12 protein-coding genes are annotated in these 11,297 nt (G+C 64.9%); 5 read left to right on the forward strand and 7 right to left on the reverse strand.

Translation table 11 applies throughout. The features are described 5' to 3' along the window. The first annotated feature begins 240 nt into the window (after positions 1 to 240). Both FIU66_RS00700 and FIU66_RS00705 read left to right on the forward strand, forming a co-directional pair. Positions 241 to 567, forward strand: coding sequence for an STAS domain-containing protein (locus tag FIU66_RS00700; RefSeq protein ID WP_167620906.1), 327 nt, complete (start codon positions 241 to 243; stop codon positions 565 to 567). Between the two features lie 4 nt (positions 568 to 571). Continuing rightward, on the forward strand, positions 572 to 1,084 hold the full coding sequence (locus FIU66_RS00705) for an ATP-binding protein (RefSeq protein ID WP_167620907.1): 513 nt from the start codon (positions 572 to 574) through the stop codon (positions 1,082 to 1,084). On the opposite strand, the gene hspQ is transcribed toward FIU66_RS00705, so the two are convergent. The 7 genes from hspQ to FIU66_RS00740 all read right to left on the reverse strand — a co-directional run bounded on the left by hspQ (position 1,057) and on the right by FIU66_RS00740 (position 7,483). Beyond that, a complete protein-coding gene (hspQ, locus tag FIU66_RS00710) occupies positions 1,057 to 1,395 on the reverse strand; it encodes a heat shock protein HspQ (protein ID WP_370528930.1) in 339 nt (112 codons plus the stop codon). The two genes, FIU66_RS00705 and hspQ, sit on opposite strands and share 28 nt — an antisense overlap. 118 nt (positions 1,396 to 1,513) lie before the next feature. Continuing rightward, entirely contained in the window at positions 1,514 to 1,969 is a 456-nt protein-coding gene (locus FIU66_RS00715; RefSeq protein WP_167620908.1) for a CreA family protein, read from the reverse strand. Next, entirely contained in the window at positions 1,960 to 2,697 is a 738-nt protein-coding gene (locus FIU66_RS00720; protein WP_167620909.1) for a metallophosphoesterase, read from the reverse strand. Before FIU66_RS00720 ends, FIU66_RS00715 begins: the two co-directional genes overlap by 10 nt. Before the next feature lie 68 nt (positions 2,698 to 2,765). Beyond that, positions 2,766 to 4,355 (reverse strand): phosphoglycerate dehydrogenase, encoded by a 1,590-nt coding sequence (serA, locus tag FIU66_RS00725; RefSeq protein WP_167620910.1) that lies wholly within the window; start codon positions 4,353 to 4,355, stop codon positions 2,766 to 2,768. A gap of 109 nt (positions 4,356 to 4,464) precedes the next feature. Further along, positions 4,465 to 5,613 carry a phosphoserine transaminase gene (locus FIU66_RS00730; RefSeq protein ID WP_167620912.1) on the reverse strand — a complete coding sequence of 383 codons (1,149 nt, stop codon included), beginning with the start codon at positions 5,611 to 5,613 and terminating at the stop codon, positions 4,465 to 4,467. Positions 5,614 to 5,700: 87 nt separating this feature from the next. Further along, the gene (locus FIU66_RS00735; RefSeq protein WP_167620914.1) at positions 5,701 to 6,354 is read right to left on the reverse strand and encodes a YggS family pyridoxal phosphate-dependent enzyme; all 654 of its coding nucleotides are present in this window, start codon (positions 6,352 to 6,354) and stop codon (positions 5,701 to 5,703) included. A gap of 70 nt (positions 6,355 to 6,424) precedes the next feature. Further along, entirely contained in the window at positions 6,425 to 7,483 is a 1,059-nt protein-coding gene (locus FIU66_RS00740) for a porin (protein WP_167620916.1), read from the reverse strand. A gap of 255 nt (positions 7,484 to 7,738) precedes the next feature. Here FIU66_RS00740 and FIU66_RS00745 point away from each other — a divergent pair, with 255 nt between their 5' ends. The 3 genes from FIU66_RS00745 to lptE all read left to right on the forward strand — a co-directional run bounded on the left by FIU66_RS00745 (position 7,739) and on the right by lptE (position 11,297). Beyond that, a complete protein-coding gene (locus tag FIU66_RS00745) occupies positions 7,739 to 8,212 on the forward strand; it encodes a DUF3576 domain-containing protein (protein ID WP_167620918.1) in 474 nt (157 codons plus the stop codon). A gap of 78 nt (positions 8,213 to 8,290) precedes the next feature. Continuing rightward, complete coding sequence (gene leuS / locus FIU66_RS00750; protein WP_167620920.1) at positions 8,291 to 10,828, forward strand: leucine--tRNA ligase; 2,538 nt, start codon at positions 8,291 to 8,293, stop codon at positions 10,826 to 10,828. Further along, positions 10,815 to 11,297: an LPS assembly lipoprotein LptE gene (gene lptE, locus FIU66_RS00755; RefSeq protein WP_167620921.1), complete on the forward strand. Its 483-nt coding sequence runs from the start codon at positions 10,815 to 10,817 to the stop codon at positions 11,295 to 11,297. Before leuS ends, lptE begins: the two co-directional genes overlap by 14 nt.

Consider the following 11,297-nt stretch of genomic DNA (forward strand, 5'->3'; position numbering starts at 1 on the left):
GATGATCGGAGACGGTTTTCGCCAAGTCCACAGAGGAATAGCGCAGCCTGCGCGAAAGTTCCGCAAGCCGTGGACGTTCCGCGGGCAGTGCAGGCCGCGACGGCGGGGCGCTGCCGCAAAATCGGGCAAGGCGAAAGCGCCTGCAGCCCCCGGCGCGCCTGCCCTGGCAGGCCGGGGCCTTGCTTACGGGATCGTAACCATTTGCCCCTAATGTCGGCCCTGGAAGCGCAGAGGACCGACATGCCCAAACTGATCGTCAACGAGACAGAAGCCCAACTGACCGTCACCGTCGAGGAATCGCGCATCGACGCCGCCATCGCCACCCGGTTCAAGGACCGGCTGCGAGAGATCGTGCTGCGCGGCCGCAAGCCGGTCCGGCTGGACATGCGGCGGGTCGACTTCATGGACAGTTCCGGCCTCGGCGCCATGATCGCGGTCCGCAAGGCCCTGCCCGAAGCCCTGCCGCTGGTGCTGGACGGGCTGACCCCCAATGTCGAGCGGGTCTTCCGCCTGACCCGGATGGACAGTGTTTTCGAGATCCGGCCGGCCAATACCCCACAGGAGTAGTTTAATGAGTTCCAGCGAACGGCAGAATGCCGGATCGATCCCGCGTCCCATCGCCCGGACGCAGCCGATGTTTCACCGCGTCCTGCGGGCCGACCCCTTCGAGGTGCGCCAGGCCCTGCGCGACCTGCGGGCCCGCTTTGCACCCGCGGTCAGCGCGGACGCGATGGGCCGGCTGGAACTGGTCCTGGCCGAGGTGATGAACAATGTCAGCGAACATGCGGGCGACCTGTGCGCCCAAAAGCCTGCGCCGCGCGCCATGCATCTTTGCGTGGTGATGAATGACGCAGGGCTTTCCTGCGCGATCACCGATGACGGCGGAACGCTGCCCGCCGATTGCCTGCTGCCGCGCAACCTGCCGGCGCTGGATCCGCTGGATCTTCCGGAAGGTGGCTTCGGCTGGTGCCTGATCCAGGGCCTGACGCAGTCGCTATGCTATTACCGAGAGGATCAGCGCAACTGCCTGGCCTTCACCGTCCCCTTCAATCCCGCTCAGTTCAGCGGGCCCATCAGCGGATAGCGCCCATCCTCGAAATCGCCGAACATCTCGTAGACATCGGGATGGTCCAGGGGCTCTCCCGAATGATCGGGCACCAGGTTCTGTTCGGACACATAGGCCACGTAATAGGTGGCCTCGGTCTCGGCATACAGGTGATAGAAGGGCTGGTCCTTGGCCGGGCGCACATCCTCGGGGATGGAATCATACCATTCCTGGGTATTGGCAAATTCGGGATCGACATCGAAGATCACCCCGCGGAAAGGCCGGTTCCGGTGGCGAACCACCTGGCCCAAGCCGTATTTGGCGATGCGATTCTGTCCTTGCATGGTCATGGATGTTCCATAGGCTTCGGGGCCGGTCTGACGGGCGTTTTAATCCCCCAAGCCGATTCTGTCCATTGGATCGCCAGCATTTGCACGATTCCCTGGGGCAGGACCGCCACAGGCGCGGCTATCGGGCGGCGGCGTCCTCGGGCAGCAGCGGCACCGTAGACATCGACATCTTGGCCGATCCCTCGCTCAGCTCGCTTGCATGGGCCAGATAGACCAGGACCTTGTTCCGGTCGTCGTAGATGCGCTTGACGCGCAACGACTTGAAAAGAAGGGACCGACCTTCGCTGAAAACGTCGTCAGGCCGGCCGGGGCTCAGGCGGCTGACATCCACGGGCCCGGTGCGGGCGCATTCGATCGCGCTGTTCGACGGATCCTCGAACCAGTTGCCCTGGCTCAACCTGTCCAGGACCGAGCGTTCGAAATAAGCCAGGTGGCAGGTCACCCCGCCCACGTCGGGGTCGGGAATTGCCTCGATGACGATGTCGTTGCCCACCCAATCGACGCCCACCTGGGCAATCTCCTCGGCCTGTGCCAGAGCGGGCAGCATCATCAGCGCGGCGGCAATCAATCGCATGGCAGCTTCTCCGGTTTCAGGGGGACGCGGCCGTCCTCGGTCAGCAGGTTCACCGCGTCTTTTTCAATGACCACCGCGCAAAGCGGCCGCCCATAGGCCGCCCCGCCATCGACATTCAGGCGGTTGCCGTAATGGGTCGCCGTCTGGATGGCGGTATGGCCATGCACGACCAGCGGGCCGTGATCCACCGTGCTGGTCAGGAAATCCTGGCGGATCCAGACCAGATCGTCCTCCACCTGATCCTGCAGATCCACGCCAGGGCGGATGCCCGCATGGACGACCAGGGCCAGCGGATGCAGGAAATACAGCGGCAGCGACGCAAGATAGGTGACATGGGCGGCGGGCACCGCGCGTTTTGCCTGGGCCAGCATGTGCTGGGGCGAAAGCGTCGGATCGACGCCATAGGACCGCAGCGTCTCGGGCGCGCCAAGGCCAGAATGCAGCGTCCAGTGCAGCTTCGAGCTTAGCCCCGGATCAACCCAGTCCGGCTGCAGAAGATATTGCGGAAGGAAGCGGTCATGGTTGCCGCGGGTCACGATCCAGGGCCGCCCGTGGGCCTGTCCGGTCATCAGGTATTCCACGACGCCCCGCGAATCGGGGCCGCGGTCGATCAGGTCGCCGACATGGGCAATCAACGCATCGCGCCCGCCGTCGCGGAAGATGCGGTCATGCGCGGCCTTCAACTGGTCTAGATGCCCGTGGACATCGCCAATGACGTAAAGCCGCATCCCCGCCCCGCTTCATTCCGCGGCAACGGAAGGCCGCGCCCCCTGCGTAAGGGGGCACGGCGGGATCGTCAAACCTCGAACTGCAGGCGGCGGGCCTGCAGGAACTTGCCGGTGTTCTGCAGCGTGGCCAGGGCCTCGTCGCTGATCGGCTCTTCCAGGTACAGGATCGCGATGGCATCGTTACCCTGGGCCGAGCGGCCAAGCGTGAAGTTCGCGATGTTCACGCCCAGATCGCCCAAGGTCATCCCCAGGGCGCCGATTACGCCGGGCACGTCCTTGTTGCGGGTGTACAGCATGTGCTGCCCGACCTCAGCATCAATGTTGATGCCCCGGATCTGGATGAAGCGCGGCTTGCCGTCGCTGAAGACGGTGCCCGCAATGGACCTTTCGCGCGTGTCGGTGACGACGGTCAGCTTGATATAGCCCTCGAAGACACCCGCCTTGTCCTGGGTGGTGGTGGCCACCTGCACGCCGCGTTCCTTGGCCATCACCGGGGCCGAGACCATGTTCACGTCCGGGTTCGTGGCTTTCATCACGCCCGCGATCACCGCCGCGTTCAGCGCGTTCAGGTTCATGGTCGCCGCAACGCCGTCATACAGCACGTTGATGGCCTTGATCGGCTCGTCCGTCATCTGGCCCACGAAGGCGCCCAGATGGCCGGCCAGCTTGATCCACGGCCCCATGACGGCCGCTTCCTCGGCCGTGACCGAGGGCATGTTCAGCGCGTTTTGCACCGCGCCGGTCAGCAGGTAATCCGACATCTGCTCGGCCACCTGCAGGGCCACGTTCTCCTGCGCCTCGGTGGTGGATGCGCCCAGATGCGGGGTGACGACCACGTTGGGCAGGTTGAACAGCGGGCTTTCGGTGGCGGGTTCGACCGCGAAGACGTCAAAGGCGGCCCCGGCGACGCGGCCTTCCTTCAGCGCCTCGGCCAGGGCCTCCTCATCGACCAGACCGCCGCGGGCGCAGTTGATGATGCGCACGCCCGGTTTCAGCTTGGCGATGGCCTCGCGCGACAGGATGTTCTTCGTCTTCTCGGTCAAGGGCACGTGGAAGGTGATGAAGTCCGACTTCGCAAGCAGATCGTCCAGTTCGACCTTGGTGACGCCGATCTCCTTGGCGCGCTCGGGCGACAGGAAGGGATCATAGGCCAGCACCTTCATGTGCAGCCCCAGGGCGCGGTCGATCACGATCGACCCGATATTGCCCGCGCCGATCACGCCCAGGGTCTTGTTGAACAGCTCGACCCCCATGAAGCGGTTCTTTTCCCATTTCCCGGCATGGGTGGATGCACTGGCCTCTGGCAGTTGCCGGGCCACGGCGAACATCATGGCGATGGCATGTTCGGCGGTGGTGACGCTGTTGCCGAAAGGCGTGTTCATCACGATCACGCCCTTTTTCGACGCCGCCGGGATATCGACGTTGTCCACCCCGATCCCGGCCCGGCCGATCACCTTGAGGTTCGTGGCGTTCTGCAGCAGCTTTTCGGTGACCTTGGTTGCCGACCGGATCGCAAGCCCGTCATACTGACCGATCACCTCGGCCAGCTTTTCCTTGTCCTTGCCCAGATCGGGCAGGTAATCGACCTCGACCCCGCGGTCGCGGAAGATCTGGACGGCGGTTTCCGACAGCTTGTCGGACACAAGAACCTTTGGCATGTCAGTTCATCCTTCTCATGCGGCACCCGTCACCCCGGGGCGCTGTTCATCTTCTGTGTGGGAATATCCTGCAGGGGGTCCGGGGGACGCAAAGTCCCTCCGGCTTCACTTAGCCTTGCGCGGCCAGTTCGGCGCGATAGGCCCATTCGATCCAGGGCATCAGCGCCGCGACATCGCTGGTCTCGACCGTGGATCCGCACCAGATCCGCAGCCCTGCCGGGGCATCGCGATAGGCGCCGGCATCCAGGGCCACGCCTTCCTTTTCCAGCCGCTTGGCAACGGCCTTGGCGAAGGCCGCGCCGTCCTTGATGGCCGGATCGGTAAAACGCAGGCAGACGCTGGTGTTGGACGCAGTGGCCGGATCCTCGGCCAGATCGGCGATCCAGTCCTTGTCGGCGATGAAGTCGCGCACGGCCTTGGCGTTGGCATCGGCCCGCGCGATCAAAGCCTTCACGCCGCCCAGGCCCTGTGCCCATTTCAGCGCCACGAGGTAATCCTCGACCGCCAGCATCGAGGGGGTGTTGATCGTCTCGCCCTTGAAGATGCCCTCGATCAGCTTGCCGCCCTTGGTCATGCGGAAGATCTTGGGCAGCGGCCAGGCGGGGGTATAGCTTTCCAGTCTTTCGACGGCGCGCGGCGACAGGATCAGCATCCCGTGCGCGCCCTCGCCGCCCAGCACCTTCTGCCAGCTGAAGGTTACCACATCCAGCTTGTCAAAGGGCAGGTCCATCGCGAAGGCGGCCGATGTGGCGTCGCAGATGGTCAGGCCCGCGCGATTGGCCGGGATCGCGTCGCCGTTCGGCACGCGCACGCCGCTGGTGGTGCCGTTCCAGGTGAAGACGACGTCCTTGTCGAAATCGACTTCCGCGAAATCGACGATCTTGCCGTAGTCGGCCTTGCGGACGGTCGCGTCCAGCTTCAACTGCTTCACCGCATCGGTAACCCAGCCTTCACCAAAGCTTTCCCAGGCCAGCATCTCGACCGGGCGGGCGCCCAGCAGCGACCACATCGCCATCTCGACCGCGCCGGTGTCGGAACCGGGGACGATGCCGATGCGGTAACCTTCGGGAACGCCCAGGACTTCGCGCGTCAGGTCGATCGCCTCGGCCAGCTTCGCCTTGCCGACAGCGGCACGATGCGAGCGGCCAAGGGGCGCGTCCGACAGCAGGTCCAGGTTGTAATGGGGGAGCTTGGCGCAGGGGCCAGAGGAAAAGCGCGGATTGACCGGGCGCGCAGCCGGGATCGTCAGATCTTTCATGCTAGCCTTCCAGCTATGAAGCCCTTCGTTGGGGAAGGGTGTCCCGCCGCCGGAGATATGCGGGACCGATCCGTTTCGCAAGAAGAATCAGCCGTAGTCGCGCGCCCCGAAGATGGCGGAACCGACGCGGACATGGGTCGCGCCCTCGGCGATGGCGGCTTCGAAATCCGCGCTCATGCCCATGGACAGGTTCGGCAGGCCGTGGTCCTGCGCCAAGGCGCGCAGCAGGCGGAAATGGGGCAGGGGATCCTGGTCCTCGGGCGGGATGCACATCAGGCCCTGCGGCGACAGGCCCAGGTCGCGACATGACGACAGGAAGACCGGCAGTTCGTCGGCCAGGATGCCGGCCTTCTGCGGCTCGTCCCCGGTATTGACCTGGATGAACAGTTCCGGGCTGTGGCCCTGCAGTTCGACCTGCTGCGCCAGCTTGCGGGCCAGGCTCATGCGGTCCAGCGTGTGGATGGCATCGAACAAGTCGACCGCCGCCTTGGCCTTGTTCGACTGCAGCGGACCGATCATGTGCAGTTCGACGCCGGGGTAGCGGTCGCGCCAGCCGGGCCATTTGCCCTGCGCCTCCTGCACGTAATTCTCGCCAAAGACGCGATGCCCGGCATCCAGCACGGCGGTCACCCGCCCTTCCGGCTGCACCTTGCTGACGGCGATCAGCGTGACGCTGCCAGGCGCGCGCCCCGCCTGTTCCTCGGCCGCGCTGATGCGGCGCTTGATGTCATCCAGTCCCATGATGCGACAAGACAAAAAGAAAAGAGCGGGCGCAAGGCCCGCTCCTCAAGTTTGACGTCCGATCCGGGGATCAGAAGTCGAAGCGCACGCCCATGTCGGCGGTCACGCGCTCTTGATAGTCGCGCTGCAGCGAGGCACCCAGACGAGCGCCGCCCAGATCGTAGTTGACGCCGATACCGAACGCGTTGTCGGTTTCTTTCTGCGTCCAGTCGCCGCTGTTGTTGGCGATATAGGCTTCGATGTTGGTCAAGCCATCAGCCAGGGTATAGTCACCATACAGCGTGACCGTGTTTCCGAAGTCAGCGATGATGTTCGGGTTGGTCGGGTCGCTGCTGATGCCGGTGATGCTGCCTGCATCGCCGTTGTCGATCCAGTTCAGGCCGATGCGAGCGTTTTCCATGACGGCATAACGGGCACCGACGAAGTACACGTCGTGATCGTCAATGCCAGCGCCGTTCAGCGCGAACCCGCCCGACAGTTCCAGACGCTCGTTCCAGGTGTAGTCTACCGAGAAGCTGAATTCTTCCTTGGCGTTGAATTCTTCATCGTCGTCGGTAGCCGGATCATCGGGAATGAAGTCTTCGCTCAGGCCGGTCTGGTCAGGGTCAACATACGAGAAACGGACTTCCAGGTTTTCGACAGCATAGGTTGCTGCGATGCCCAAACGGTCATCATCGGAGTAGGCTGCGGATTCATAGGCAAAGAACGAACCCAGGGCGTTACCACCGACCGAACGGTCGTAAGAGCCAAGTTCCGAACCATAGATCAGGCCGGCCGAGTCAAGCGCGGTGTCCACGTTGCCGACTTCGACGGTCAGGCCGCTTGAGGTCACATACAGTTTGCCGGGGTTCAGCTCGCCGTTGTCGTCGCCGTTCTGGTCCCACTGGATGCGGAAGCGGGCACCGAAGTCCACGCCCTGGTCGGTCGAGGTCGCGGCGTCGATGTTCATCCGCAGGCGCGAGATCACCTGCGAGTCGCTGCCGGCTTCGCCAGTGGTAGAGTTCTGGTTCTGCAGGCCGTCTTCGTAATAGATCACGCCGGTCCGGCCGTAGCCCGAGATGGTCACGTCGGCAGCGGCGACACCGGCGGTCAGCACCAGTGCGGTGGAGGCGATAAGAGCCTTTTTCATGTCAAGTTCCCTCTTGTCTCTCTGATGCCCAAACCGGCATTACCGCCTTGGGTATGCAGCTTGTTTCCCCTGTCCGCAGCCACGATGCAACGGAATCGCGCGGCTGCCCAAGCCGCGGCGGATCCTGTGATGCACAAGGGCCACACCTTTCTGTGATCCACTCCCGCAGCCCGGGCCGGTGCGCGGTCCAAGGCGCTTGTCGGGCAGGGGCTTTCCGCGCTAAAGCGTGGCCTGACGCGAAAAACGGGGGACCGCATGAAAATCGCACGCGCCGCGCGCCTGATGATCGCAGCAGGGCTTTGCGCCGGACTGGCTGCCTGCGGCGGCGGGGGGCGGAACGCCGGGCCGACCGACAGCCCCGACATGCGCCCCGAGGTTCGCCGCACCACCATCTGGGAGGTGTTCGACCGGTCCGAGAACCCCAACACCGCGGTTGGCGTGAACAAGTATCTGTGGAATGCCAGCCTGGAAGTGCTGAACTTCCTGCCGGTCCAGACTGTCGATCCGTTCACGGGGGTGATCCAGACGGGCTACGGCACCCCTCCGGGGGGCGGCCGGTCCTATCGGGCCACGATCAAGATCGCCGATCCGGCGCTTGACGCGCGCAGCCTCAAGCTGTCGCTGCAGGGTCCGGGCGGCGCTGCGGTGGAACCCGGCACCGTTCGCGCGGTGGAAGATGCGATCCTGACCCGCGCCCGCCAGTTGCGCATCCAGGATGGGCGGCTGTAGGGGCAGGCAGCGCCCACTGGACCCGCCAAGTCGCGCCGTATAAACCCGGCGCGACGAATGACGCCAAAGGTCCGCACGATGCCCTATGATCCCTCCAGCACTGAATCCCGGTGGCAGCAGGCCTGGGCCGATGCCGGCAGCTTCGTCGCCACGCGCGACAGCCGGCCCAAATATTACGTGCTGGAGATGTTCCCCTATCCGTCCGGGCGCATCCACATGGGCCATGTGCGCAACTACACGATGGGCGACGTGGTGGCTCGCTTCAAGCGCGCGCAGGGGTTCAGCGTCCTGCACCCGATGGGCTGGGACGCCTTCGGGATGCCGGCCGAGAACGCCGCGATGGAACAGGGAGGCCATCCGCGCGACTGGACCTATGCCAATATTGCCACCATGCGCGACCAGTTGCGCCCGCTGGGCCTGTCCATCGACTGGTCCCGCGAATTCGCGACCTGCGACGACGCTTACGTCCACCAGCAGCAGGCGATGTTCCTGGACATGCTGGAAGCGGGCCTCATCACCCGGAAGTCGGCCCAGGTGAACTGGGATCCGGTCGACATGACCGTGCTGGCCAATGAACAGGTCATCGACGGCAAAGGCTGGCGGTCGGGCGCCGCGGTGGAACGGCGCGAGCTGACGCAATGGTTCTTCAAGATCTCGGACTATTCCGATGAGCTGCTGGCCGCATTGGACGGGTTGACCGGCTGGCCAGAAAAGGTCCGGCTGATGCAGTCGAACTGGATCGGCAAGTCGCGCGGGCTGCAGTTCCGGTTCGAAACCGTGGACGCCCCCGAGGATTTCCCCGCGGTCGAGGTCTATACGACCCGGCCCGACACCCTCATGGGGGCAAGCTTCGTGGCCTTGTCGCCCGATCACCCGCTGGTCAAGGATCTGGCCGCCGCCGACCCAAAGGTTGCCGCCTTTGTCGAGGAATGCCGCCGCATCGGCACGACCGAGGAAGCCATCGAGACCGCGCCAAAGCTGGGGCTTGATACCGGCCTGACCGTGCGGCACCCGTTGGACGCGGACTGGCAGCTGCCGATCTGGATCGCGAACTTCGTGCTGATGGACTATGGCACCGGCGCGATCTTCGGGTCGCCCGCGCATGACGAACGCGACCATGAATTCGCCACGAAATACGGGCTGCCGATCCGCGCGACCTTTGGCGAGCGCGGCATGTCGCTGGACCAGGCCGATGCCATGGTCGCCAAGGCGCCCTATGTGCCGCTGAAATCCGAAACCGTCACCTATGTCCGCGGCTTCAGCGGCGCGGCGGACCAGACCGGAGAGGCTGCAGTGGACGCCGCCATCGCCCATGCCGAGGCAAACGGCTATGGCGAGGGCGTGACCAAGTTCCGCCTGCGCGACTGGGGCATCTCGCGCCAACGCTATTGGGGCTGCCCGATCCCGGTCCTCCATTGCGAGAAATGCGGCACGGTCCCAGAGGCGAAGCAGAACCTGCCCGTTCTGCTGCCCCAGGACGTGACCTTCGACGTGCCGGGCAACCCGCTGGACCGCCACCCGACCTGGCGGCAGGCGACCTGCCCCCAATGCGGAGGCGCGGCGCGGCGCGAGACGGACACGATGGACACCTTCGTCGATTCGTCCTGGTATTACGCGCGCTTCACCAGCCCCCATGCGGCGACGCCGACGGATCGGGCCGATGCCGATTACTGGATGAACGTGGACCAGTATATCGGCGGGATCGAGCACGCGATCCTGCACCTGCTTTATTCGCGCTTCTTCGCCCGGGCGATGGTCAAGACGGGGCATCTGCCCGAAAGCGCGAAGGAGCCGTTCGACGCGCTGTTCACGCAAGGCATGGTCACGCACGAGATCTACAAGACCAGCGACGAGAGGGGCCGTCCGGTCTATCACCTGCCCGAGGACGTGACCGACGGCAAGCTTGCCGATGGGACCGAGGTCGAGGTCATCCCCTCGGCCAAGATGTCCAAATCCAAAAAGAACGTCGTCGATCCGGTCAACATCGTGCAGTCTTTCGGCGCCGATACTGCCCGTTGGTTCATGCTGTCCGACAGCCCGCCCGAACGCGACGTGGAATGGACCTCGGCCGGGGCCGAGGCCGCCAACAAGTTCCTGGGCCGCGTCTGGCGCCTGGCCGACGAGGCGGGCGAGGACGCCGAGGATCCCGACCTGACCCGCGCGGCGCATCGCGCGATCAACGACGTGACCAAGGCCATCGAGGGCTTCGCCTTCAACAAGGCGGTTGCCAAGATCTATGAACTGGCGAATGCCGTGGGCAAGTCGAAGGCCGGGGGCGAATCGCGCAGGGCGGTGCTGCGGATCATGGCGCAACTGATGGGGCCGATGGTGCCGCACCTGGCCGAGGATGTCTGGTCCATGGCGGGCGGGCAGGGCCTTCTGGTCGATGCGCCCTGGCCCAAGGCCGATCCGGCGATGCTGGAGGATGACACCGTCACCCTGCCGATCCAGATCAACGGCAAGCGCCGGGCCGAGATTTCGGTCGCCAAGGACATGCCCAAGGACCAGATCGAGGCGATGGTGCTGGCCGACGAAACCGTGCGGCGCTTTCTGGAAGGCGCGGCGCCCAAGAAGCTGATCGTCGTGCCGGGGCGGATCGTCAATGTGGTCGCCTGATCGCCGGACCGCCCTTCTGGGGCTGCTGGCACTGGCGGGCTGCGGGCTGACGCCTGTCTATGGCCCGAACGGTGCCGGCCAGCGCCTGTTCGGCAAGGTGCGCCCGCGCGATCCACAGACCTATCAGGATTTCGCCTTCAACCGCCGACTGGGCGAACGCCTGGGCGGCGAGGGGACGGATTACGACCTGGATTACCGCATTACCGTGGGCGTCGTGCCGCAGGCCATCACCACGGACGAGGTCACGAACCGCTATTCCCTCAACGGCACCGCTGATTTCGTGCTGAAGGACCGCGCGGGCCGGGTGCTGGCGCAAGGGCGGGTCAGCAACTTCACCTCATATTCCACCACCGGCACGACCATCGCCACTCTGTCCGCCGAAGGGGATGCCCGGTCGCGCCTGGCCGAGATGCTGGCCGATCAGGTCGTGACGCGGCTGCTGGCAGCGTCAAGCCAACTGCCGGAATGA

The sequence above is a fragment of the Paracoccus sp. AK26 genome (assembly GCF_011801365.1).
Classification (GTDB): Bacteria; Pseudomonadota; Alphaproteobacteria; order Rhodobacterales; family Rhodobacteraceae; genus Paracoccus; species Paracoccus aerius.

What these genes read in the sequence shown, in the direction of transcription:
- FIU66_RS00715 (WP_167620908.1), bottom strand. Translation starts at nt 1,969, where the DNA reads ATGCGATTGATTGCCGCCGCGCTGATGATGCTGCCCGCTCTGGCACAG.
- FIU66_RS00700 (WP_167620906.1), top strand. Translation starts at nt 241, where the DNA reads ATGCCCAAACTGATCGTCAACGAGACAGAAGCCCAACTGACCGTCACC.
- FIU66_RS00745 (WP_167620918.1), top strand. Translation starts at nt 7,739, where the DNA reads ATGAAAATCGCACGCGCCGCGCGCCTGATGATCGCAGCAGGGCTTTGC.
- FIU66_RS00730 (WP_167620912.1), bottom strand. Translation starts at nt 5,613, where the DNA reads ATGAAAGATCTGACGATCCCGGCTGCGCGCCCGGTCAATCCGCGCTTT.
- lptE (WP_167620921.1), top strand. Translation starts at nt 10,815, where the DNA reads ATGTGGTCGCCTGATCGCCGGACCGCCCTTCTGGGGCTGCTGGCACTG.
- FIU66_RS00705 (WP_167620907.1), top strand. Translation starts at nt 572, where the DNA reads ATGAGTTCCAGCGAACGGCAGAATGCCGGATCGATCCCGCGTCCCATC.
- serA (WP_167620910.1), bottom strand. Translation starts at nt 4,355, where the DNA reads ATGCCAAAGGTTCTTGTGTCCGACAAGCTGTCGGAAACCGCCGTCCAG.
- leuS (WP_167620920.1), top strand. Translation starts at nt 8,291, where the DNA reads ATGCCCTATGATCCCTCCAGCACTGAATCCCGGTGGCAGCAGGCCTGG.
- FIU66_RS00740 (WP_167620916.1), bottom strand. Translation starts at nt 7,483, where the DNA reads ATGAAAAAGGCTCTTATCGCCTCCACCGCACTGGTGCTGACCGCCGGT.
- hspQ (WP_370528930.1), bottom strand. Translation starts at nt 1,395, where the DNA reads ATGACCATGCAAGGACAGAATCGCATCGCCAAATACGGCTTGGGCCAG.
- FIU66_RS00720 (WP_167620909.1), bottom strand. Translation starts at nt 2,697, where the DNA reads ATGCGGCTTTACGTCATTGGCGATGTCCACGGGCATCTAGACCAGTTG.
- FIU66_RS00735 (WP_167620914.1), bottom strand. Translation starts at nt 6,354, where the DNA reads ATGGGACTGGATGACATCAAGCGCCGCATCAGCGCGGCCGAGGAACAG.